The sequence below is a fragment of the Niabella ginsenosidivorans genome, from assembly GCF_001654455.1.
Taxonomy (GTDB): Bacteria; Bacteroidota; Bacteroidia; order Chitinophagales; family Chitinophagaceae; genus Niabella; species Niabella ginsenosidivorans.
Genome location: NZ_CP015772.1, coordinates 3882413 through 3907237 on the forward strand (window position 1 = coordinate 3882413; position 24825 = coordinate 3907237).

At 45.4% G+C, this 24825-nt stretch carries 21 protein-coding genes; 7 read left to right on the top strand and 14 right to left on the bottom strand.

Features of this window, described 5'->3' with window-relative positions; genetic code table 11:
• Window positions 1-34 precede the first annotated feature (34 nt).
• The 7 genes from A8C56_RS16300 to A8C56_RS24525 all read right to left on the bottom strand — a co-directional run bounded on the left by A8C56_RS16300 (window position 35) and on the right by A8C56_RS24525 (window position 8075).
• Window positions 35-1495 carry a UDP-N-acetylmuramoyl-L-alanyl-D-glutamate--2,6-diaminopimelate ligase gene (locus A8C56_RS16300; protein WP_067758283.1) on the bottom strand — a complete coding sequence of 487 codons (1461 nt, stop codon included), beginning with the start codon at window positions 1493-1495 and terminating at the stop codon, window positions 35-37.
• Between the two features lie 8 nt (window positions 1496-1503).
• Window positions 1504-3636: a penicillin-binding protein gene (locus tag A8C56_RS16305; RefSeq protein ID WP_067758285.1), complete on the bottom strand. Its 2133-nt coding sequence runs from the start codon at window positions 3634-3636 to the stop codon at window positions 1504-1506.
• A gap of 9 nt (window positions 3637-3645) precedes the next feature.
• On the bottom strand, window positions 3646-3993 hold the full coding sequence (locus A8C56_RS16310) for an FtsL-like putative cell division protein (RefSeq protein ID WP_067758288.1): 348 nt from the start codon (window positions 3991-3993) through the stop codon (window positions 3646-3648).
• 133 nt (window positions 3994-4126) lie between these two features.
• Window positions 4127-5080, bottom strand: a complete 954-nt coding sequence (rsmH, locus tag A8C56_RS16315; RefSeq protein ID WP_067758291.1) for a 16S rRNA (cytosine(1402)-N(4))-methyltransferase RsmH — start codon at window positions 5078-5080, stop codon at window positions 4127-4129.
• Between the two features lie 20 nt (window positions 5081-5100).
• Entirely contained in the window at window positions 5101-5556 is a 456-nt protein-coding gene (mraZ, locus tag A8C56_RS16320) for a division/cell wall cluster transcriptional repressor MraZ (protein WP_067758294.1), read from the bottom strand.
• A 394-nt stretch (window positions 5557-5950) separates the two neighbouring features.
• Window positions 5951-7216, bottom strand: coding sequence for a dicarboxylate/amino acid:cation symporter (locus A8C56_RS16325; RefSeq protein ID WP_067758297.1), 1266 nt, complete (start codon window positions 7214-7216; stop codon window positions 5951-5953).
• A 691-nt stretch (window positions 7217-7907) separates the two neighbouring features.
• Window positions 7908-8075, bottom strand: coding sequence for a hypothetical protein (locus tag A8C56_RS24525; RefSeq protein WP_157098012.1), 168 nt, complete (start codon window positions 8073-8075; stop codon window positions 7908-7910).
• 335 nt (window positions 8076-8410) lie between these two features.
• On the opposite strand from A8C56_RS24525, the gene A8C56_RS16330 reads away from it, so the two are divergent.
• Window positions 8411-9649: an S-adenosylmethionine:tRNA ribosyltransferase-isomerase gene (locus A8C56_RS16330; RefSeq protein ID WP_067758300.1), complete on the top strand. Its 1239-nt coding sequence runs from the start codon at window positions 8411-8413 to the stop codon at window positions 9647-9649.
• A 159-nt stretch (window positions 9650-9808) separates the two neighbouring features.
• Here the strand turns inward: A8C56_RS16330 and A8C56_RS16335 are convergent, their stop codons facing one another.
• The 5 genes from A8C56_RS16335 to A8C56_RS16355 form a co-directional block, all read right to left on the bottom strand.
• Window positions 9809-10909, bottom strand: a complete 1101-nt coding sequence (locus tag A8C56_RS16335; protein WP_084490247.1) for an agmatine deiminase family protein — start codon at window positions 10907-10909, stop codon at window positions 9809-9811.
• Between the two features lie 2 nt (window positions 10910-10911).
• Window positions 10912-11376 (bottom strand): GNAT family N-acetyltransferase, encoded by a 465-nt coding sequence (locus A8C56_RS16340; RefSeq protein WP_067758303.1) that lies wholly within the window; start codon window positions 11374-11376, stop codon window positions 10912-10914.
• Window positions 11377-11391: 15 nt separating this feature from the next.
• Window positions 11392-12267, bottom strand: coding sequence for a carbon-nitrogen hydrolase (locus A8C56_RS16345; RefSeq protein ID WP_067762173.1), 876 nt, complete (start codon window positions 12265-12267; stop codon window positions 11392-11394).
• Between the two features lie 42 nt (window positions 12268-12309).
• On the bottom strand, window positions 12310-12732 hold the full coding sequence (locus tag A8C56_RS16350) for a DUF4293 domain-containing protein (protein WP_067758306.1): 423 nt from the start codon (window positions 12730-12732) through the stop codon (window positions 12310-12312).
• A gap of 135 nt (window positions 12733-12867) precedes the next feature.
• Complete coding sequence (locus A8C56_RS16355) at window positions 12868-14148, bottom strand: serine hydroxymethyltransferase (RefSeq protein ID WP_067758309.1); 1281 nt, start codon at window positions 14146-14148, stop codon at window positions 12868-12870.
• 229 nt (window positions 14149-14377) lie between these two features.
• On the opposite strand from A8C56_RS16355, the gene A8C56_RS16360 reads away from it, so the two are divergent.
• Entirely contained in the window at window positions 14378-14749 is a 372-nt protein-coding gene (locus tag A8C56_RS16360) for a hypothetical protein (protein WP_157098013.1), read from the top strand.
• A 515-nt stretch (window positions 14750-15264) separates the two neighbouring features.
• On the opposite strand, the gene A8C56_RS16365 is transcribed toward A8C56_RS16360, so the two are convergent.
• Window positions 15265-16557 carry a Na+/H+ antiporter gene (locus A8C56_RS16365; protein ID WP_067758316.1) on the bottom strand — a complete coding sequence of 431 codons (1293 nt, stop codon included), beginning with the start codon at window positions 16555-16557 and terminating at the stop codon, window positions 15265-15267.
• A 375-nt stretch (window positions 16558-16932) separates the two neighbouring features.
• On the opposite strand from A8C56_RS16365, the gene A8C56_RS16375 reads away from it, so the two are divergent.
• The 4 genes from A8C56_RS16375 to A8C56_RS16390 all read left to right on the top strand — a co-directional run bounded on the left by A8C56_RS16375 (window position 16933) and on the right by A8C56_RS16390 (window position 20371).
• Window positions 16933-17604 (top strand): hypothetical protein, encoded by a 672-nt coding sequence (locus A8C56_RS16375; protein ID WP_084490248.1) that lies wholly within the window; start codon window positions 16933-16935, stop codon window positions 17602-17604.
• 116 nt (window positions 17605-17720) lie between these two features.
• Window positions 17721-18710, top strand: coding sequence for a sugar phosphate nucleotidyltransferase (locus A8C56_RS16380; RefSeq protein WP_067758332.1), 990 nt, complete (start codon window positions 17721-17723; stop codon window positions 18708-18710).
• Between the two features lie 142 nt (window positions 18711-18852).
• Window positions 18853-19800: an NAD(P)H-dependent flavin oxidoreductase gene (locus A8C56_RS16385; RefSeq protein ID WP_157098015.1), complete on the top strand. Its 948-nt coding sequence runs from the start codon at window positions 18853-18855 to the stop codon at window positions 19798-19800.
• Window positions 19801-19909: 109 nt separating this feature from the next.
• Window positions 19910-20371 (top strand): hypothetical protein, encoded by a 462-nt coding sequence (locus A8C56_RS16390; protein WP_067758339.1) that lies wholly within the window; start codon window positions 19910-19912, stop codon window positions 20369-20371.
• A 17-nt stretch (window positions 20372-20388) separates the two neighbouring features.
• Here the strand turns inward: A8C56_RS16390 and uvrA are convergent, their stop codons facing one another.
• Window positions 20389-23259, bottom strand: a complete 2871-nt coding sequence (uvrA, locus tag A8C56_RS16395; protein ID WP_067758342.1) for an excinuclease ABC subunit UvrA — start codon at window positions 23257-23259, stop codon at window positions 20389-20391.
• A gap of 631 nt (window positions 23260-23890) precedes the next feature.
• Here uvrA and A8C56_RS16400 point away from each other — a divergent pair.
• Window positions 23891-24460, top strand: a complete 570-nt coding sequence (locus A8C56_RS16400; protein WP_067758344.1) for an RNA polymerase sigma factor — start codon at window positions 23891-23893, stop codon at window positions 24458-24460.
• Window positions 24461-24825: the final 365 nt, after the last annotated feature.

Consider the following 24825-nt stretch of genomic DNA (forward strand, 5'->3'; position numbering starts at 1 on the left):
AACAACCGCACAACTGATCAACCAGCCTCAGCTTCTACTTCCCCAACAATTCAAAAACTTCCCTTACTGTTTCTTTATCGTCAAAATGAGTTCGTACTCCCTTCACCTCCTGGTAGGTCTCATGGCCTTTACCAGCTACCAGCACTATATCCTCTGTACCCGCCAGGCTGATTGCCGTCTTTATAGCCTCTTTCCGGTCTGCAATAGAAAGGCATTTTCTCCTGCAACCCGCACTTACCCCGGCCTCCATGTCTTTAATGATTTCCTGCGGATCTTCATTCCTTGGGTTATCACTCGTAAAAATTATTTTATCGCTATACTCACAGGCTACTTCTGCCATTACCGGCCTTTTTGTTTTATCCCTGTTGCCGCCACAACCTACCACCGTAATCACCTGCTCAAATCCTTTTCTCAGTTTTTTGATAGTGGCCAGCACATTCAGCAAGGCATCCGGTGTATGCGCATAGTCAATAATACCGATCACCTTATCTTTTGCAGAAATAATATAATCAAACCTGCCTGCCGCACCGCTTAAGGTACTCAGCGCCTGCAGCACATTGATCTTGTCCTCACCCAAACAAACCGCAGCGCCATAAACGGCCAGCAGGTTATAGGCATTGAACTCACCGATCAAACGGAAATGCACTTCCTGGTCATCTACCATCATGTGCAGGCCCATAATATTATTGTCAAGGATCTTTCCTTTAAAATCACTGATGGTCTTTAAACTGTAGGTTCTGATTGCCGCAGCCGTGTTCTGCATCATCACCATTCCGCGTTTATCATCTGTATTCGTTAATGCAAATGCCTGTTTGGGCAAATGATCAAAGAATGCTTTTTTTACACGGATGTACTCATCAAATGTTTGGTGATAGTCCAGGTGATCATGCGTAATGTTGCTGAAGATACCTCCTGCAAATTGCAGCCCTTCTATCCTGTGCTGGTGAATGGCGTGCGAGCTTACTTCCATGAAAGCATAAATACAGTCCTTTTCCACCATCTGTGCCAGCAGGGCATTTAAACTAACCGGGTCGGGTGTGGTATGTGTGGCCGCCAACGCTTCATTGCCCACCCGATTCTGAACCGTACTGATCAGACCGCTTTTATACCCCAGTTGGCTAAACAACTGGTACAGTAAGGTGGCAATAGTGGTTTTACCATTGGTACCGGTAACACCAACCAGCTTTAATTTTTCAGAAGGCTGCCCGTAAAAATTATGCGCCAGGATGCCGGCCGCTGCCGCGCTGTTTGCTACCTGTACATAAGCAACTGCCTCCTGCATTTGCTCCGGAAGTGTTTCACAGACAATAGCCACCGCTCCGCCTTGAACCGCATTGTCAATGAACTGGTGCCCGTCCGTTCCTCCTCTTACTGCTATAAAAACCGCACCGGGCATTATTTTACGGGAATCAATACAAACCGCATTTACCTCCACAGCCCTGTTGCCCTGCACGGATTGTAATTGGGTCTTATATAATAACTCCTGTAACTGCACGTTTTTTATTATGCCAGATTTAAAATAACCGCCTGTCCTTTTGTGAATGCTGCGCCGGGCAAAATAGACTGCCCTGCAACCTTTCCGCTTCCCTGTATCCTTACCCGCAGCCCCATTTTTTCCAAAAGGCTGATGGCGTCTCTTAACCCCATTCCCTGCACATTCGGCATCACATTGCCTTTTACCGTACTGCCGGTAACCACTGGTTTAAACCGGTTGGCATACATGGTCACCCACTGATCTGATTGTGTTGAATCCACATACGGAATGCCCAGTATATTCAGCACATTCCGCACCGCTTTTGCGCTGCCTGCATAAAAGTAGGTGCTGCTGTCCTTTGACCCTTCATAGCCCTTGGGCGTTTTCCGGTCTACATACATGCTATAGATCTTGGTAGCAATTTCCCTGAACACCGGGGCGGCCAGCAGACCACCAAAATGTACGGCAGCACCGGGATGTGTACGAATGACAACAATACACGTATACTGTGGATTATTTGCAGGAAAATAGCCCACAAACGAAGCCTGATAAACATTATTCCCGTATTTGATATTTCCATCTGCCACATGCGCCGTGCCCGTTTTGCCGGCTACCGGAAAGGGCAGATCCTGCAAGGCCTTTTTGGCAGAACCTTCTGTAACCGTCATTCGCAGGCTTTCCTGTGCCGCTTTTAAGGTGGAGGGCTTACAAAGCGGATCCAGCAGCACTTCCGGGTGCATTTGCTTTACAACCACACCCTGGTTGCGAATGCTGTTGACCAGGTAAGGTTTTACCATTACCCCGTTATTTGCCACCGCATTATATAAAGTCAATGTTTGCAGCGGGCTTACCTGTACTGCGTAACCAAAGCTCATGGTAAGCATATTCATTAACCCGCCATGATCTGCAGCCAATGGCGCCATACGCGGCCTGGGCACATTTGCAAGGTCTATTGGCGATTTGGTATCCATATGGAACTTGTGCAGGTATTCTCCAAACTCAGCAGGGTTTTTTCCAAATGCTTTGAGGGCCACCTTGCTCATCCCCACATTGGAACTGTGCGCAATACATTCTTCAATGGTCATCACCGGCTTGGGCATCCGCTCCGCATCCGTAACCATTCTTGGTCCCACCTGCATACGGCCTGCGCTTCCCACTTCTACCAGGTCGCTTGGCTTTGAAGAACCTTTGTCCATGGCAGCCAGGAAGGTGACCATTTTTATAGTAGACCCGGGTTCCGTAACCCGCAACGCATAATTATCATTTTCCCAATAAGTGGTATCATTGGGATTACGCCCCAGGTTGGCGATGGCTTTTATCTTACCTGTTTTTGTTTCCATAACAATGGCGGTTCCGTACTCACCCTGGCAGGTCATCATCATACGCAGCAATGCCGTTTCTGTTATGTCCTGCATGTTCACATCAATAGTGGTATAAATGTCCCTGCCATTTTCGGGCTCTACCTGGAAGCCCTCCACCGGCACTGCACCACCGGAAATATAACGGACCACCCGCTGGCCATTCTGCCCGTTCAGTAAACTGTCGTAGCTCATTTCCAGGCCTACATTCATCTTCTTTATCTTGCCATCGCTGTTTACATATTCCCGGCTCAGGCCAATGGTACGGTTAGCCAGCAAACCAAAAGGAGCTATGCGTTTGCTGGTTTCCTCAACAATGATCCCGCTTTTGTTTTTACCAAGGCGCACCAGGGGAAACTGCCGTAAGGATTTATAATCTTCAAAGGAAAGTTTCTTTTTTAATGTATAATACCGGCTTCCTTTTTTATAGGCCTCATCAAATTCCTTACGGTACTCTTTTGCCGTTTTATCTTTAAAATAGCTGGCCATTGCAGCTGCAAATGAATCAATATTCTCTTTATATACCTTGCCGTTCTTATCGCGCAGCCCATCTGCCATAAAGTCCATATATATATCAAACTGGGGCAGCGACGTGCTCAGCATCTGTCCGTCTTCACTAAAAATAGTACCGCGGTCGGCGTTAATTTCCACGATCTTCTGGTGCATACTATCCCCCATATTGCGCCAGTGATCGCCCTGCACCCGCTGGATTACTGTTGCTTTACCCAATACAATGATGCACAGCAGCACGATCCCTATAAAACAGAGATACACCCTCCACAATATGTCTTTCTTAATTTCCAACGCCTGTTATTATTTATGAGCTGTCTGCATATATTCTTCCAGTGAATCCTTTAATACATAAGGAGACTCCTGCAATTCGTTCAAGCCCAACGGCTGCAGGGCTTTCGTTAGTTCGCTGGGCTTGCTCCGGAACATCACCTCGCTTTTCAGGCTTTTATACTCCCATTGTAATTCTTTTACCTCTTTTGCGGTTGCATTTATTTTGCGAACGGTTTTATCCGCCATATGCCCGTTGTATATATATATGATGGCAAGAAAAGCCAGATAAAACAGGAAAGGCACCTGTTTTACAATAGACTGGTAGTTCAGCAACTTTTTCCAGTTCCACCGGCTTCTTTTCTCTTTTTTTTCTGCCACTGTTTCTGTTTTTATTTTGTCAGCTTTTGAATTGCTATCATCCCTGTTGTGTCACTCACTGCAACACCTCAACAGATCTCAACTGGTTCATGAATCATAGTTGATGGCCCATCCATGAACTATCGGCTATGAACTATATCCGTTCCGCCACCCTCAGCTTTGCGCTCCGTGCTCTAGTATTGCGCTTCAGCTCTTCCTCACCGGCTGTTACGGGTTTTCTGGTAATGATCTTAAATGTTTTTTCAGCACTGTGCTGCATAAAGGGATGCTCCTCTTTTTCTTCAAAACTTCCGTCCCTGAAAAAATTCTTTACCAGCCGGTCTTCCAGCGAATGAAAGGTGATGATCGCTACCCGTCCTCCCGGCTTCAGGATGTCCTTTGCCTGTTCCAGCAATTCTTTTAATGCCTCCAGTTCCTGGTTCACCTCAATCCTCAATGCCTGGAAGACCTGGGCAAAATACCTGTTCGGGTTGCCCTTTACTACGGGGCGCAGCGCATTCTTAAAGCCATCCACTGTTTTCAATGAAACGTTGTTCCGCACCTCAACAATTGTTTTTGCCAGCGTTCTGGCATTCGTTACTTCACCATACTGCTCAAACAGTTTATGCAACTGCTGTTCAGAATAGGTTTGCAAAATGTCAAATGCTGTCTGTTGCTGCCGCCTGTCCATCCGCATATCCATATCCGCATTAAAGCGGGTGCTAAAGCCCCGCTCCGCTTCATCAAACTGGTGACTGCTTACCCCCAGGTCTGCCAGTACCCCATCTACCTGGCTGATCCCGTGCAGGCGTAAAAAGCGTTTCAGATGCCGGAAGTTCTGCGGAATAAACAGCACCCGTTCATCCTCCGGCAAATTGCGCTCCGCATCCGCGTCCTGGTCAAAAGCCACCAGCCTGCCGCAGGGGCCCAGTTGCTGCAGGATAGCTGCTGAGTGGCCGCCACCACCAAAAGTGACATCTACATAAATCCCTCCGGGTTTTATATGCAGTCCTTCAACAACTTCATGAAGAAGAACCGGGATGTGATAGCTGACCGGTTGGTTCGTTGATAAGTTGACCAATTTTCCCGTGTTTTTATTCTTTGCCATACTACCAGCTTTTAAACGGATCAACCCAGTCCGCCTCCCATTACCTGGGCAGCCAGATCACTGAACGATTCAGGCGAGAACGCATCAAAGAACTCTTTGTATTTAGTTGTATTCCAGATCTCCATACGATTGCCGGCCGGCACCAGCACAATATCTTTTTCAAGCGCCGCATACTCTTTCAGGTTAGCCGGCAATAACAGTCTTCCGGCAGAATCCGGCTCCACAAGGGTAGCGCCATTTAAAAAGTACCGTTTAAAGGCCCGGGCTTTCGGATCAAAATCATTCAGCGCATTTATCCGCTCTGCCAGGGGGCTCCAGGAACTAAGCGGGTAAAGGCTCAGGCATTTTTCAAATCCCCTGTTTATGACAAAGCGATCCGCATCCTCCGGCTGCAGCTGCTTTTTAAAGCCAGCCGGCAAAAGGAAGCGTCCCTTTGAATCTATTGTTGCCTCGAATTCGCCGAGAAAACCTGTCATAAACCGGAAAAATTTAAACCTTTCATTAAACTAACACAAAATAACACTTTTTCCCACTTACTGACCAAATTTAACGCTTATTCATTTATCCACAAATTAAATCAGGCTAAAATGCAGTACAGCATTATGTTTCACAGGTTTTAACGATTGTTTGGAAGTTTTTTATGTGAATATGTTGTGAATATATGTGCAAAACAAGTGCAAATATCGGGTAAAAATGTGTAAATCAGACAGAGACCCAAAAACGATTTTTCATAAAACATTAATTATCATATACATAAAACCCAATTGAAAAATATGCGTTTTCCATGATCAGTTATCCACATTTACAGGAAGAAAAGCTGTGAAACAAAGGCAAGGATGCATACCGGAACGCATGGCTTCCGCCGGTCCGTTAACCAGCTGGCACTCTGTTATTAACCGGCGTTGCCAGAGGGGTAAATTTTTCACCAAGCATTCTGGTTACCACCATAGCAGCAACGGTGTTACCGGTAGCGTTCAATATGGTTGCCAGCGGGTCAACCAGTGTACCAATAATCATTACCAGTGGCACCACATCCGCCGGAAGGTGATAGGCGGCAATCATCAGCAGTTCCCCTATATAGCCCCCATTGGGAATGCCGCCTTCCACAATACTGCACAAAACAGTAATGCCTAAAGCAATCAGAAGGTTTTGAGGCTCAAAAAGATCCCAGCCCATTACCTGGAATACGGCATAGATTTTTACAATAGCAGAAATGGACGATCCGTTCTTATGCAGCGAAGTGCCCAAAGGGATTACTACATTAGCTATAGCAGCAGGAACGCCGATGCGCTCCGCAGCTACAAGATTAGCCGGCATTGTGGCCAGGCTGCTGCAGGTGCTCACTGCGGTCAGTGAGGGAAGGATATTGTTTTTCCAGAATAAGCGCACACCGGTACGGCCATTGCCAACAAAAGCATAAAGTGTAAAAAAAATAAAGAAGTATAAAAAACCGGTACCATAATATAAGGCCATCGGACGGGCATACAGGCCAAACAACTGCGGCCCCAGGTCGGCCGCCTGGTAAGCAATATAGGCGCCCAGTCCTACAGGCGCTGTTTTCATGATCAGCAGCAGCAGGTTTTTCATAACTTCATTTCCTGCTGCCAGAAAATCCCGGAAGGGTTGAGCTGCAGGCCCGGATTGGCGCACCGCCGTTCCCAATAAAAATGCAAATACCAGCAGGGCCAGCATGTTTTTCCTGGATAGCAACTGATAAAATTCGCCTACGGTAAAAAAATTTACCAGCACCTGTCCCCAGGACTCCTGATTTGCCAGGCGTTCTGCTACGGGCGCTGCCTGCAAATTCAGTTTTCCCATCGGGAACAGATACCCTATAAAAACAGTAAACAGCGCCGCCAGCAGAATAAAAACCAGGAAGGTAACCGCCATTGCTCCTAACACTTTGCCCAGTTGGTGCTTCTGTTCAATGGACGCTACGGATATGGCTATGGCAAAAAATACCAATGGGATCACCGTAACAAAAAGCAGGTTCAGGAAAATATCTCCAATAGGTTTCAGGTAGATGACGGCTCCCGGAAAAAGCGCGCCCACAAAGCCTCCGATAAGCATTCCTGCCAGCAGCAACAGAATGCCGGAATAATTCTTCCATAATTGCTTTCCTGAAAATTGCGTCATATACTGATTCTATAAAAATAGACAAAATCAGCGTATTGGCTTCACGTTCGTAAGGAGCTTCTGGTATTTTTTAAATGATGGGAGGCATTTAAGAAAATGCACAGGTCGTAATCCGGCAATGCTCTATAACAAAGAGCCCCTTCCGCTACCATCCTATCATGTGCGCACAATTTTTTTTCAAAACGATGTTACAGGCAGCAACATACCAGAGAATAAACTGAAACGGCGGCAATGGATATCACGCCGCACTGCGGCTCCATAAATATACCGGTGCGCTGCACCTTCAAGAGGCGCCCGGGGTATCGCAGGAGCAGCAGGATCCCGGAAGAAGCCATCTCATTCAAATGCTGCGTCCCGGATGCCCCCCGGTTTTTCTTTTGAACATCTATACTGCAAAAATGGTGGCACCTTTAAAATCTGACCGTTTAATTGGCACCGTGGGGGCTATAAATATACCGGTGCGCTGCACCTTTAAGATGCACTTAGGAAAAGCATAGCTGCAGAGCAGCCGGATATTCATAGCAACAAAACAACAGTGCCAAAAGGCGCGTAGCGCCGCAATATTAAAAAATGTGATTGAGATGGTGCAACCAATGACCGGGGGAATGCTTCTGACGAAACTAAAAACGATCATTGGTATCAGAACTATTTTAGAGATGTGTGCACACAACAGGCTGAAAGCGGGATGACTCTACTTCTTCAAATATCCATCCACATGCCTTACTTCCCTTACATTGATCAAATGTGCAGCTTCTATTAGTTTTTGCAGCAGGAGGGTAGTGGGCAGTATGGTGCAATTACCTTTTCCACGATTTGTGGAAAGCGCTGCCTCTGTTGCCCCTCCCAACAACTTATCCAATTTTGCACCAACTGATAGTGAAAAAATTTATGAAATACTATATAAGGATTGCTATACTCCTTTTGGGTAAGCCAGCTTTGCGTATCTGGCGACCTGTAAGACAGTGGCGTAGCGAGAGAGAGCTATGAGGTCTTACTAATCGCCCGAGCGGGGTTCATAATCCGCAAAAGGTGTTTCCGCAATTATAGGCAATTGCTGTAGTTTTATTTTTTCCCCCGCTCCACTTTCTTTCTGCCAACAGGATTAGCTGTGTTGCTAAGAAGGCTATTGTAACTGCTATAAATTAACCAATTATTCGGTTAACTTTGCCCTTTCTCCAATAAAACAGTTCGCTTTTGCATCCGAGAAACCTGAATATATCCGACTTTACCTATCCCCTCCCGGAGGATAAAATTGCTTTTTTTCCGCTGGAGCAACGGGATCAGTCCAGGCTGCTCATCTATAAAAACGGTGCGCTTTCAACGGACATTTATCAGCATATTGACCAATACCTTCCGGCTGGCTCCCTGGCTGTTTTTAACAACACCAAAGTGGTAGAAGCCCGGCTGCTTTTTAAAAAACCCACAGGTGGCCAAATTGAGCTGTTTTGCCTGGAACCGCATGAATCCTATGCCGACATTACCACCGCGATGGCACAACAGAGCAGGGTTTTATGGCTTTGCCTGATCGGCGGCGCTTCCAAATGGAAGAACGGCCAGGTGTTACAGCTTTCTATTCCGGATCAGCCCCATACCATTGTTCTTGAAGCACGGTTCATTGAGAAAACAACGGATTGTTTTGTGATTGAACTGAGCTGGGAACCTGCATTCCTGAGCTTTGCTGAAGTGTTGCATAAGGCGGGACAGATCCCTTTACCTCCTTATATAAAAAGAAAGGCAGACAGCAAAGATGCAGAACGTTACCAGACCATATATGCCCGGTACGATGGTTCCGTGGCAGCTCCTACTGCCGGCCTGCATTTTACTGAAGCGGTTTTGCAAAAACTGGCTCAAAAAAGTATTCAAACAGACTTTGTAACCCTGCATGTGGGCGCAGGCACATTTAAGCCGGTAAAGGCTGATACCATGAAGGATCATGAAATGCATGCAGAATTTATTGCAGTAAAGCCTGCACTCATAAAAAAAATAATGCAGCAAAAGGATGCGCCTGTTATTGCAGTCGGCACTACTTCCTTAAGAACCATTGAATCACTGTACTGGCTGGGAGCCCGGTTATTGCGGGATGCACATTGTTTTGACAACCAATTCCCCTACCTGCATCAATGGGATGCCTATGAAGCAACATTGCAAAACTTTTCATTAAAGGAATCATTCAGCGCGATCCTGAATTATATGGAGCAAAGGAACCTGCCGGAGCTGATGGCAAAGACACAGATCATCATTGCGCCCGGGTATTCTTTTAAAGTGGCAGCAGGATTGGTGACCAATTTTCACCAGCCCGCTTCCACGCTTCTTTTGCTGGTGGCTGCATTTATCGGGGAAGACTGGAGAAAAGTTTATGAATATGCATTGGAAAATGATTTCCGCTTTTTAAGCTATGGCGATGGCAGTTTGTTATGGAGGAAGTATCCTTAGACCGTCATGCCGAGCGAAGCCGAGGCATCTCCTCAATTATAGGGACCTTTCGACTACGCTCCGCTTCGCAAGATGACGACACTCTTTTTTGCCATTTTCCCATTGATTTTGCTACGCAAATAGAAAACTCAGGGTGACAGATATTCGTTAACATAATCCCTACACAGCAGGATCCTGCTGGCTTAAGCAATGGAAGCTTCCGAGGCCCCAGATAATTTCGGTAGAATCAATGCCCAGCACTTCCCGGTCTTTAAAACAGCTTTGTATTGTCTGCAATGCTATATCATCTTTACTGCACCGGTAGGTAGGCACGATCACTGTTTTATTGGCTATATAAAAATTGGCATAAGAAGCCGGGAGCCGCTGCTCTTCCCAGATCACCGCATCCGGCATAGGGAGCTCTATAATATTGAGCTGTTTGCCGGTCAACAGGCGCATGGCTTTCAGCTGCCCCAGGTTTTTTTGCAACAATGCATAATTCTCATCTCCTTTATCTTCTTCAATTACAGTTACCACGGTATCTTCATTTACAAACCGGATGGTATCATCAATATGCCCATCGGTATCATCCCCTGCAATGCCCTCATCTACCCAAAGCACCTGTTCCCCGCCATAATAATGATACAGGTATTCTTCAATCTGCTGCCGGTTCAGGTGCGGGTTCCGGTTTTCATTTAACAGGCAGGCTGTAGAAGTCAGAATAGTTCCCTTACCGTTAAATTCCACAGAGCCGCCTTCCATAACAATACCGGGATGAAAAACGGGAATGTTCAGTTGCTGCCCGATCCTGGTGGGAATAATATCATCCAGATCATAAGGAGGGTATTTATTGCCCCAGGCATTATAATTCCAGTCTACAATTACTTTTTTATGCGCTGCAGCAGGGTTCACCAGGAAGGCCGGGCCATGATCCCGGCACCAGGCGTCATTGGTGGCATTAAAATAAAACTCCACTTTTGAAAGATCAACGCCCGCAGTTTTCAGGTGACCGGAGGCTTCCTGCTTCAGCGCCTCATCGGCAACATTGATCCGCACAATTTCCCCCCGGGTCAGCTCTTTTACAAAGGCCGCGTAATAAGGAAAAATGCTTGCTATCTTCCCGGGCCAGGAGGCTTCTTTATGCGGCCAGCTCAACCAGGTAGCTTCATGGGGCTCCCATTCAGCCGGGAAGCGGTAACCTTGTTGTTTGGGGGTGAGTCCGGAAGTTGGGAAGTCGGAAAGGTTCGGGTCCAAAGCTTTTTTATTATAAAGAAAATCCATGTTTATGCTATTATTTTTTCAAAGCAGATACTATTAGCAACGTCAATATATTGTCCATAATTTGGTATTTCAATATATCCCTGTTTATTATAGAATCTTATTGCACCGATCATCTTTCTTCCCGTTTCCAGAATGCATTTTTTGTATCCCAATTCTTTTGCCCATCTTTCTAATTCTTTCAAAACCAAGGTAGCTGCTCCCTCGTTTCGGTATGCTTCTTCTGTAAACATGCGTTTTATTTCAACAACGCCTCCCCCTTCTTTTTTAAAGGCTCCGCATCCTATAGGTATAGTATGATCATATGCCAGCACAACATAATGCAACAGCGCAATACCATTATACTGATCATAAAATCTATGTTCTTTTCCATCTATGGCTGCAAGATAAGCGTTCAGCTTCTTCACCAACGACACAAAATCACCATTTGCAGAAGAAGTTCGCAGTATGTGCAGACCTTGTTGCTTCATACTATATCGTTGAAACTAATCTTCATCAATATATCGCCTGGTTATGGGTGCGTAGCTATCAATTCGCCGGTCTCTTAAAAAAGGCCAGTGTGTCCGGTACACATCGGTTTTTGCAAGATCCAGTTCCTGAACATGGACCTCTTCCTGGTCATGCGGAGCCAGGTATTCTATGGTACCAAAGGGGTTGGAAATAAAAGAGCCACCCCAGAATTGCATCACACCCTCCTGCTCAAGCCCTACACGGTTCACGCTGACCACATGCACCCCGTTGGCTACGGCATGACTTCTCTGGATCGTTTGCCATGCGTTATATTGTTCTGTATTGGTAGCTTCATCCTGTGTAGTGGCCCAACCGATTGCTGTGGGATAAAATAAGATCTCGGCGCCCATCAGTGCTGTGATCCTTGCGCCTTCCGGGTACCACTGATCCCAGCAGATCAGCACCCCAATGGTTGCAAATTTTGTTTTGAATACCTTATAACCCAGATCTCCGGGTGTGAAATAAAATTTCTCATAATAAGCCGGATCATCCGGAATATGCATTTTCCGGTATTTTCCCAGGTAACTACCGTCTGCATCCAGCACTGCCGTTGTGTTATGATACAATCCTTCTGCACGTTTTTCAAACAACGAAGCGATGATCACCACCCCCAGCTCTTTTGCAAGTTTCCCCAACACATCTGTTGACGGGCCGGGAATGGCTTCTGCCAGTTTAAAATTTTCATAATCCTCTACATCGCAAAAATATAAAGAGGTAAACAGCTCCTGCAGGCATACGATCTGCGCTCCTTTGGCTGCCGCTTCCTTTATTTTTTCAACCGCTTTGCCCAGGTTTGCGTGCTTATCAGCAACACAGCTCATTTGTACCAGTCCAACTTTTACTTTTGCCATGACCCGTATTTTAATCAATAAAAAATTATATGCAGTGATCTTTTACCGCAGCCGGTTCAAATCCCTTACGAGCTTTTGATCCCTGCGGATGCCTTTTAACGCAAAAAAGAACCCAACCAGTATGCCAAAAGTTAATAATGCGGTAAGGGATATCCTGCCACCCGGTTGAAAGTTTTTTATATAACTGACGTATAGCGCAATTAAGCCCACTGCCGCCAGCAGACCGATAAAGGCCAACCGGAGCTGTAATTTGCGGTTTTTGTATAAAAAAATGTCAACAATGCTGAGCAAAGCAATAGCGCTGGTAAGCAATAGTAACCAGATATTATCAGTGGCAGTAATTTCTGCTCCTGTTACCCCTTCTGTGCCGTTAATGACCGTTCCGTTATAAAAAGGGAGCTTAAAAGTAAGCACAGCGCAGATCAGAGACAGTAATAACCACAGGGTTTGCTTTCTTTGAATCATATTAAATAGTTTTAGGCCTGAAGCCTGCCTCGCCGGCAGGCGGTTTAAAGTTTAAAGTTCTATTCAGAATTACTTTTAATAAAACGAAGTTCAGCGGTCTGATAAAGCGCCACCAACCTGCCTCAAACAATACAATTAAGATAATTCCGGGTATAATGGAAATTGTTGCATAAATGATCTTACCCCTTCTTTTACGGATGCGATCACGGCCTCATTATCTGTATTCATTAACACTTTATCAATCAGCTCCACCACATGCACCACATCGGCTTCTTTCATTCCCCGGGTGGTAACCGCGGGCACACCCACACGGATACCGGAGGTTACAAACGGCGATTTGTCATCAAAAGGCACCGCATTTTTGTTTAACGTAATATGCGCTTTGTCCAGCGTTTCCTGGGCTTTTTTGCCGGTAAGGTTTTTATTGCGCAGGTCAATCAGCATCAGGTGGTTATCTGTTCCATCGCTGATGAGTTTATATCCTTTATCCACAAAGGCTTTGGCCATGGCCTGTGCGTTGGCAACAATTTGCTTCCCATACTCCTTCCAGTCGTCAGACAAAATTTCACCAAAAGCAACCGCTTTTGCTGCAATAATATGCTCCAGCGGGCCGCCCTGTATACCGGGGAAAACAGCCAGGTCCAGCAACTGGCTCATGGTACGGGTATTTCCTTTAGGGTCTTTATATCCCCAGGGATTTTCAAAGTCATTCCGCAGCATAATAATGCCGCCTCTTGGCCCGCGCAGGGTTTTATGGGTGGTACTGGTAACAATATGACAATGTTCAAACGGGTCATTCAGCAAACCAGCGGCAATCAGTCCCGCAGGGTGCGCAATATCTGCCATTACCAGGGCGCCTACTTTATCAGCCACGGCACGGATACGCGCATAATCCCAGTCGCGGCTGTAAGCCGATGCGCCACAAATGATCATTTTGGGCTTTTCTGCCAGCGCTTTCGCTTCCAGGTCGTCATAATCTATCAGGCCCGTATCCTTTACAACTCCGTAAGAGATCACCTGGTAATGTTTCCCGCTGAAATTTACGGGGCTGCCGTGCGTCAGGTGCCCGCCCATGCTCAGGTTCAGTCCCATTATTTTATCTCCCGGGTTCAGGACTGCAAAGAAAACAGCAGCATTAGCCTGTGCCCCGCTATGGGGCTGTACATTGGCCCAGCTAAGATTAAAAATCTTTTTTAAACGATCAATCGCCAGTGACTCTATTTCATCTACCACTTCACAGCCGCCATAATAGCGCCTGCCGGGGTAGCCTTCAGCATATTTATTGGTTAATACGGTTCCCATTGCTTTTATTACCGGCAGGGAAGCAAAGTTTTCTGAAGCAATGAGCTCAATGCCATTACGTTGGCGGTCTAATTCCTTGTTAATAAGGTTAAAAACGATATTATCCTGTTGCATGGCGCAAAGTTAAGGGTCTGGCTTCTTTGTTCCCATTGAATTTGTCCCCGTTTACCAAGATTTTAAAAAATTCAAAAGGCCCTGTATGCAGCAGCGCCGGCTTTCTTTATCTTACTTAAAGTTTACTCCGGAATAATATCCCCTGTCTAGTAAAAAACGGCTATTCATAAACCGGTTATTCCGCAGAAGCCTTAGTTTTAATACGTTCTAAAATAATTGAATCTATCATATGGAGATTGTCTTTTTTATTGGCATCGTCATTACCCTCATGCTGGTATTTTCGAAAATAAAGAAGAACTGGTATATCCACCTTATTATATTTGGTCTGATATACGCCTTTATAGCTGCTTTATGGATCAGCCTGTTCATACCTCAAAACGAGGGTAATTATCACAGAGGCGACCCTGACCTTGGAGCCGGCTTATTGACGCTTTTTATTACGCCCATCCTTGTATGTGTTCATATCATTTTTCTTTTGCTAAACAGAAAAGAGGGCGACAGGCGGGTGCTCCGGATCCATGTAACAGGGCTGATCTTCAGTGCATCAGCTTTTCTGTTCCTGGGCATCGAATCCGGTTTCTTTACAAGCATTTTCCGCTAAATCTTCTAATATATATATTAATCATTACTGTATTTAGTTCTTGTTTTTAATTTATGGGGCCGGCTACAGCGCTACTATTAAACTTCCTTGCGTCGCACTCTTCATCTGTAGTACTACTATCCGTATCTTCTGCCTAATATCAACTAAATTGATTGTTCATTAATACGTAAGGAATAAACCCGGTTTTATCAGTCAGCCATCTTTCTTGCCTGATAATAATCGGCTATCAAGATGCAATCGCAAGTGGTTTTGTGCGGACACAAACCACGGCCCACGCCGGGGCTGACCAAAAAGTCCCCTTTGTCATGCTGAATTTATTTCAGCATCTAAAATGGCATCTGATTGTCAATAGATTCTGAAACAAGTTCAGAACGACAATCTGCTATAAACAGACTTTTTGGTCAGCCTCAAAGAGAAATGACTTTGATACCGATTCTGTATGGTACCAGAAAAAACATATAGCCTGCGAAGCTGGAGATTGTGCAGAGCAGTCAAACAAGCAGCAGCGCCGGCTTTTATGAAACAATGACTTTTTGAGTTGCTGCCTCCTCTTTTTTTGTCACCCGTTTTACGATGGAGGGCAATATGAGCCCCTGGCCCAAAATGGTAATAATGACCACAACGGTTGCTATAAAAATAATATCGTCCCGCATCGGGAACGGGCTGCCATCGTCCAGGTTTTTGGGCAACCCGATGGCAATGGCCAGGGATACAATGCCCCGCATACCTGACCAGCTGATAATCACACTTTCCTGGAAGGAAAGCAATGCAGATGCTCTTACTGCCCGGCGGCTGTTCTGTAATTTTGGATCATGGAAGCCCTTTTCAAGACGTTTGCGCTGGCCAAAAACACGGATCATGCGGATCAGTATCGTAACGATCGTAATTAAAAAAGCATACCCGATATAGGGAAGGAACAGGGCCCGGTCAATATTGCGGATTACTACCGGGAACTCAAGACCGATCAGGATAAAGATCAGCCCGTTCAGCAGGTAAACGATTACTTCCCACATGGTCTTTGATGGTTCCATAAGCGGCTGGAATTTTTTTTCCCGTTTCAGCATCGCGATGATGAAACCAAGGAGCACCACGGCTATTACACCGGAAACATGCAATTCTTCTGCAACCAGGTAGGCGGTAAAAGGCCCCATCAGCATAAAGCTCAGCACCGCCATATTACTGCTGCGCACATAATACAGGATCAGCATCAGTAACCGCCCCAGCAGGAAGCCTACTAAAAAGCCACCTGCCATTAATAACAAAAAAGTAAGCCCGGCCTTCCACCATATAAATACAGCGCCCTGAACCGCTGCAATGGCAAAACGGTAGGCAACCAATGCGGATGCATCATTGATGAGGCTTTCTCCTTCAAGAATGGTGGTGGTATGTTTTGAGAGTCCCAGGTTCTTTGTAATGCTGATTGCTGCTACTGCATCCGTAGCTGCAAGGATGGCGCCTAATACAAAGGCCAGCGGCCAGGTCATTCCGGGTATCATATAATGCGTAAGCACTGCAACCCCTGCAGTAGTCAGAAATACCAGTCCTATTGCCAGCCCGGATATAGTGCCCAGGTTTTCCCTGAAATCCTTAAACTGAATATTAAAGGCCGCGTCATATAATAACGGCGGCAGAAATAACAGAAAAATAATATCCGGATCGATCTCCAGGGGCGGCATAGATGGCAAAAAACCGATCCCGATCCCGGCAATGATCAGGATAATGGGGGAAGCGATCTTTATTTTATCTGCCACTACCGTCAGCATTACCATCACCCCCAGCAATACCAGTATGATTGTGTAGTTATCCATCTGCTTTATCCTTTAACTGCAAATTATCATTTGTTTTTCAGGGTTCCCGGCCGCCTGCCTGTTTTTTTATTATGCATTATTACCGGTTGATATGTCTTTACTGGCATTGCACTTACCTTTGCCACGCTGATCCATAAACGGGTTAAAGGCCCTGCGCTGCTGCCGATAGCCTGCCCGCACAGCTTTACACAATATCCAATATTTTGTGTCATTCATATAAAGCGAGTTACTTATCGAATTCCCGTTAAAATAATTTTCAAATTGTTATACCAATTTAACAATACTAAATATATTTACCGCCTAAAGATCAAACCTGTGAAATATATTCTCTGTTTTGTTTTGGCAGTTTTGCTCGTTTTGGCATTAAATGCCCAAATGAAAACATACACATTCAGGAAGGCTGCCATGTATCAGCTGACGCGCGATTTCTATTCTGATTATCTCCGTATATTTTCAACGCCTGACGATACCGTACATCTCATTGCTATAGCAACCCCGATGAGCGATAGGGCCGTGCTCAACATTGGAAAAGATTATTTTGCCGTGTATTCTGACGATGGGGCGCTTTTCAAAATAGATATTGAGGAAACCCTCAACCGGAACAAATATAAAGGAAACGATGAACCGGGTATTAACCTGGAAGGCAGAAGGCGTTCTTACGCCATAAATAAAACCAATAAAACAGATTCTTTTGGTGGTAAACGGTATCCTATCTACCAGGCCATCAGCAAAGAGAACGCAAGCGATACTACGGAGATTTGCATAGACACTTCCTCAAACATGAACACTGTGCCATTTTTATTCCCTGCACTGGAAATGAAGGGCCTGATTTATCGTATCGGTAACAAAACGGTTCTAAAAGAACAGGGCACTATTGAGGATGTACCGGAGCAAGAGGATGCCAAAGAAGGAAAGGAAAGTGAAGAAGAAAACAGCTCAAAAGCGGCATCCAAACCGCATGATTTTATCATCCGGTTTGACCGCGTTTCTGCAGTAAGAGAATACAAAAAGGCTTACCATGAAAAAAACAAATCATTCCGGCCGTAATGGATGCCCTTAAGTGTGAAAAAGAAAATACTTAACTTCATGCCCGGATATGGCGCGGAACACGCCAGGACAGAACCAGGCAAACCTCAATTTTTTAAAAGAAAGGACTATTTTACATGAAGGCTATTATTCCTGTAGCGGGAGCGGGAACAAAATTAAGACCACAAAGTTATACCCAACCCAAGGCATTGATCCCTTTGGCGGGGAAAACGGTTTTGAGCTTTATTATTGACCAGCTGAAAGCTGCGGGTATTGAAGAATTTGTTTTTATTGTAGGCTACCTGGGTGAGAAAATCGCTGATTATGTAAAAGAGCATCACCCGGATATAAAAGCACATTACGTAAACCAGCAGGAGCGCCGGGGCATCGGTCATGCGATCAATCTTACCAAGAGCATTATTGAGAATGATGAGGTATTTATATCATTGGGCGATACGATCTGTGAGTATGATGTAACCGCTGTTCTGAACAATGAGCATTCAATGATCGGCATACGTAAAGTAGATAATCCCCGTGATTTTGGCGTGGCCGAGATCGATGAAAAAGGATTTATTGAAAGCGTAGTTGAAAAGCCCCATATACCAAAGTCCAATATGGCAATGGTAGGTATTTATAAAATAAAGGAATCGGAGCTGTTGTTTGATTGCCTGGCTACCAATATCCGGAAAGGATTACTGACGCATGGGGAATTTACAATAACGGATGCCCTGGATTGTATGATCCGGAACGGCGTGCAGTTTGAAGCGTTTAAAGTGGATAACTGGTTTGATGCCGGCAATAAAGAAACCTTATTAAGGTCTAATGCCACCCTGCTGAGGAAATACCGCGTCACTGCAGATGCAGCCCAATATGAGAACTCAGTCATTGTTGCTCCGGTCAGCATTGCAAAAGGCTGTGTGATCCGAAACTCGATCGTAGGGCCCAACGTAACGCTTGGGGAAAATACACTGATCGACCAGTCCATTGTCCGGAATTCAATTGTGGGCGCTTATTCCAACCTGTTTGATATTGTGCTGGAAGATTCGCTGATTGGTTCTGATACCAGCCTGAAAGGAGAAACAAGAACGCTGAATATTGGCGATAACAGCAGTATTGATCTCGGGTAAGGGGAAGTGAGATATGACAACTGAGTGATCAGTGCTCAGTTGTCAGTGATCAGCCCCGACAGCTATCGGATCGGGATCAGTTGCTCATTAAAATAAGAAACCTGATACCGGGAATAGCAAACTTTAAATAACAAACAGCACCTTGTTTTCAAATCGCATTACACGGTTATTGAACATCACCTACCCAATCATACAGGCAGGGATGGTATGGGCAAGCGGATGGCGCCTTGCAAGCGCCGTCAGCAATGCAGGCGCGCTGGGCATTATTGGTGCGGGCTCCATGTACCCGGATGTGCTGAAAGAACATATCCGGAAATATAAAGCAGCATCCGAGCAGCCATTTGCCGTAAACCTGCCGTTATTGTACCCGGATATTGAAGCGCATATAAAAACAGTCATTGAAGAAAAAGTGCCCATTATTTTCACAAGCGCCGGCAACCCTAAAACATGGACGGGTATTCTGAAAAAAGAAGGTGTTATTGTAGTGCATGTGGTCAGCAGCAGCAAATTTGCTCTAAAGGCCCAGGAAGCAGGCTGTGATGCAATTGTAGCCGAAGGCTTTGAAGCTGGCGGGCACAATGGAAGGGAAGAAACTACAACAATGGTGCTCATACCGCTTGTTAAAGAAGCCGTGCACATCCCAGTAATTGCCGCCGGTGGTATTGCCAGCGGACGGCAAATGCTGGCTGCAATGGTCCTGGGTGCAGAAGGCGTACAAATGGGCAGCCGTTTTGTTGCCAGTGAAGAGGCTTCCAGCCATATCCGCTTTAAAAACAGGATCATTACTGCCGGGGAAGGAGATACCGATCTTTCATTGAAACAGCTGACGCCTGTCCGGCTGCTGAAAAATCAATTTTATGAACAGGTAAAGCAACTGGAATCAACAGGAGCATCTCCTGCTGACCTGAAGGCATTGCTGGGGCACGGAAGGGCAAAAAAAGGAATGTTTGAAGGAGACCTGGAAAACGGGGAACTGGAAATAGGCCAGGTGGCAGCAGGCATCCGTTCTATTCTGCCCGCTGAAAAAATTTTGCAGGAGATATGGCAGGAGTTTTTAACCGCCAGGCAGGCACTGTATACCTCTCTTTAGTTTTTTACAGGAAACAGTTTCTGCATGAAAAACGATCTCCTGCTGTTGCATTGGCACCTCTTCATTTCTCATTCCAAAAACAATACTACAGATAAACAAATCAACTAAAGTGCGTCCCCTGCTTTTCATAGCCTTATGGTCATTTCTGCCCTTACACAGTTGCTGCCAGTTTTCAGGGCCCGATAAGAAAACAGCAAAGAATGATAGCATCAATAGCTATAACCCACGGGAAAAATTGTTTAATTATTCGTTTATAGGGATCACCACAAACACCGGCGCCGGGCCTTTCTTACGAAAAACCCCGGGCATGCACCTGTACAGGCCTGTGGTACCAGTCATCGCCAAACAGTTCTACAGCCCGCGCTATACAACGCCGGATGAAAAAACAACATTGCCGGATAAGCGCACCACTGTTTACTGGAACCCGGAAGTAATCACCGACCAGAACGGAAAAGCGGTCGTTTCCTTTTATACTTCTGAAAGCAGCAGCAGCAGCTATATGATCATTGTACAGGGCACCAATCTTACTGGCGGCCTGGGTGTGCTCTACCAGCCATTAGTGGTTCAATAAAATATACGCTGGGTATTTTACAGGTATTTCCCCGTATAGCTGCTCTTTACTTTTTTAATACCTGCGGGCACTCCTTCATACACCAGCTCACCACCGCCATCACCGGCATCAGGCCCCAGCTCAATCAGCCAGTCGGCACTTTTGATCACATCAATATTATGTTCGATCACCAAAACGGAATGGCCCTGCTCGATCAGCGCATTAAAAGAGGCCAGCAACTTTTTTATATCATGAAAGTGCAGGCCGGTTGTAGGCTCATCAAAAATAAACAATACCTTATTGGTACTTTTTCCCTTGCCCAGGAAGGAAGCCAGTTTTACCCGCTGCGCTTCCCCCCCGGAAAGCGTGTCTGAAGACTGCCCTAACTTTACATAACCCAACCCCACATCGCTCAGGGGTTGTATAGCTTCGGCAATCTTTTTTTCATCTTTAAAAAATTCAATCGCTTCATCCACGCTCATTTCCAGCACGTCATGGATATTCTTTTCTCTATATTTTACTTCCAGCACTTCTTCCTTAAACCGTTTACCTCCACAGCTTTCACAAACCAGGTGCACATCCGCCAGGAACTGCATTTCTACAATCTGCTCCCCTTCACCTTTACAGGTATCGCACCGGCCGCCGTCTACATTAAATGAAAAATGCCTTGGCTGAAATCCCCGCATTTTGCTGAGTGGCTGCTTTGCAAACAGGTCACGTATTTCATCATAGGCCTTTATATAGGTAACCGGGTTGCTGCGAGATGATTTGCCGATAGGGTTCTGGTCTACCAGCTCTATTTGCTGGATACTTCCGGTATCACCGGTGATTGCCTTATGAAAGCCTATCTTTTCCCCGCTGAATTCTCCTTTTAGCTTTTGCAGGGCCGGGTAAAGGATCTGTTTGACCAGTGTTGTTTTACCGCTTCCGCTAACCCCGCTTACCACCGTAAACACATTGAGCGGAAAAGTAACCGTAATATCCTTTAAGTTATTATGACGCGCGCCTTCTACTTTTAGAGAGCGGTTCCATTTGCGCACTGTCTTTGGCGGATCAATTGAAAATTGACCGCTCAGGTATTTTCCTGTTAGGCTATCTTTATCACTGATCAGTTCTTTATAAGCCCCCTGTGCAACAACCATCCCTCCCAGGTGCGATGCCAGCGGCCCCATGTCAATGATATGATCGGCATGCCGCATGATCATTTCATCATGCTCTACTACAACCACAGTATTATTCAGGTCGCGCAGTTCTTTCAGCACTTTGATCAGGTTCTCCGTATCCCGTGAATGGAGCCCGATAGAAGGTTCATCCAGGATATACAGGGAGTTGGTAAGATTGCTGCCCAGGTTACGGGTCAACTGGATGCGCTGACTTTCTCCCCCGCTCAAGGTATTGGCAACCCGGCTCAGGGTCAGGTAGCCCAATCCTACTTTCAGAAGCGTATCCAGCCGGTTATTTATTTCCAGCAGGATGCGCTTTGCAATGGCAGCCTTGTGCTCAGAGAGCTTCAGTTTTTCAAACCAGGTTTTCAGATCCCGGGCAGGCATTTCGCACAGCTCACCAATATGCTTACCACCTACCTTTACATACAATGCTTCTTTACGAAGGCGGTATCCATGACAATCCGGGCAGGTGGTTCTGCCGCGGTACCGGCTTAGTAACACCCGGTATTGCACCTTGTACAAATTCTGTTCTACCTCTTTAAAAAAATCATCAATACCATAAACGCTGCTGTTCCCTTTCCACAGTAGTTGATACTGCTCCGCGCTCAGATCCGCAACGGGCTTATGTATCGGAAAGCCATAGCGGGCAGCATCCCGTATAAAACGATCCTTCCATTTTCCCAGTTTTTCTCCCTTCCATGGCGCTACGGCGCCTTCAAACACACTCAGGCGCTTATCCGGTATCACTAGATCGTCGTCAATACCCAATACCAGGCTAAACCCCTCGCAGGTAGGGCAGGCGCCCAACGGATTATTAAAAGAGAATAAATTGGGCTGCGGCTCTTCAAATACAATACCATCCAGCTCAAAACGATTATTAAAGCTGAGCAGCCGGTTTTTATCATCAGACAGGGCCGTATGCAAAAACAGCTCCCCCTCTCCTTCAAAAAAAGCCGTGCCCACAGAATCGCCCAGCCTGTGCCGGTCATCTTCATCCAGTTCCCGCACAATAACGCGGTCAATTAAGATATAGATGGCTTTGGAAGATTTTGACCGTACGATGTTCAACCTCTTTTCCAGGGCAGGAGTATCCAGCTCCAGCAGCTCTTCAATATCCAGTATTTCAACACCTGCTTTTTCTTCTTTGGCGGAACTGAGGGCAGGCGTTTCTTTATTACCAACCGCCAGCCTTGTAAAACCTTTTTGCAGCAGGATGTTCAGCTCTTCACGAACATTCCGGTTAGAATGCAGTTTAAAAGCCACCAGCACAAAAACCTTTGCTCCCTCCGGCAGCCTTTCAATTGCCTGGATCACATCCGCAACATCGTCCTTCTTTACTTCTTTTCCGGATACAGGAGAAATAGTAGTTCCAGCCCTTGCAAATAATAAACGGAGATAATCATATATTTCCGTCATGGTGCCAACAGTGCTCCTTGGAGTGCGGGTAATGACTTTTTGCTCTATGGCTATGGCCGGGCAAAGATTCTTGATATAATCCACATCCGGCTTGTTCATACGGTTTAAAAACTGGCGGGCATATGCGCTTAAGCTTTCTGCATAGCGTCTCTGGCCCTCTGCATAAAGCGTATCAATGGTGAGTGAAGATTTTCCGGAACCTGAAACACCTGTTACTACAATAAACTGATTTCTCGGAAACCCGACTGTAATGTTTTTAAGGTTATGCACCCTTGCGCCTTTTACCAGAATCTCGTCTTTCTTCTCCTCTGTTTTTACCTTGGCCATTCAGATCTTTTGTTTTAAAGGACACAAATTTAGCCCATAAATCCCTGAAAAGAAGACAGAAGTTTTCTGCCATTCCCTCCGGTCATTGATCGCACCCTATCCACCTCATTTTTAATATTGCGTACACGTTTTTTAAAGCCCCGGGCTTGTTTGCTGCCAAGATCCTGCCTGCTGCAGCTATGCTTTCACATAGGCAGTGCACACCGGAACTATTTACAGATTTATCAAAAACGATCACAGAGCCGCAGCGCGGCATGATATAAGCCTGTTCAGGTTATCCGTATGTTGCTGCAATATCATTTTGAAAAAAATATTCTGTGCCCAATAGGGTATGATATACCGGGGCAGCCTTCAGAGTTATCAAAAACCGTGGCAGGATCAAACCATTTTACAACAATTTCATTATAAACAAATTACACATATTGTTAATCAATTTTAACAATATTTTGAACATTCAGGGGACAATTTTTGGACAAAAAGAAGTTCCGGTAAACGATGAAACTACTATTTTCGCAGCACTCGTTTACCTCGGTAAAAGAAAAAGTGAAGAAAGGGGTAAATCCGGAGGTTATTGAAATAAGTTTTAATCTTAAAAATGCAGATCCCAGGATCTGGTTACAATTTTGAAAGAATGTTAACTTACTTAAAGAAGACTGATAACGAGCTAATAAATTTATTTACAAAAGGACATACTTCTGCACTGGATTCCCTGCTGAACAGGTACCAGGATAAGCTTTTCAATACAGTGCTTTTTTTAGTAAAGGACAAATACCATGCTGAGGATATTTGTCAGGATGTTTTCATAAAAATTATTGAAACACTAAAAAGCGGAAAGTATAAGGAAGAAGGAAAGTTCCTGCCCTGGGCAATGCGGATTGCGCATAACCTTTGTGTGGATTATTTCAGGAAATTAAAGCGCCTTCCGTTTACGAAAAGCAGTGTTGATAATGAAGTGCTGGACACGATCAATTCCTCTGAGCAGAATGTGGAGGAAAAGATCATCACCGTTCAGAATATCGGCAAGGCACAGGATATGCTGGAGCAGTTGCCGGAAGAGCAAAGAGAAGTAATTATTTTACGTCATTTTGCCAACCTGAGTTTTAAGGAAATAGCAGAAATTACCGGGTGCAGCATTAATACGGCTCTTGGAAGAATGCGTTATGGTTTACTGAACCTCAGGAAAATGATGACAGGCAAATAAAGAGACTGTCATCCTGTAGCTCCGCGTGGAGAACAAATTCGAAGATGTAACTACAAAATTTCATCGGATTTATTTGCCGAATACCTATCGGTTGTTACAGGATGACGACTAACTGAACCGCTTCAGGAATTCTGAAGCGGTTTTTTATTATACTCAGCCCAATATACTTCATCAGAAATAAAAATGTGTAATAGCCTCATTTCCTGGAATAAGTCATAAGCAGCCATTGAGGGCCTTATCATGAAAGCCTCCATCGCAAACGTTTTAGTAAAAATATTGAGCCTGCGTTCCGGAAACTTACCAGGTAACAACTAAATTAGCTTTTGAAGCTATTCAAAAAACATGAGATAACAGCAGCTTCATAA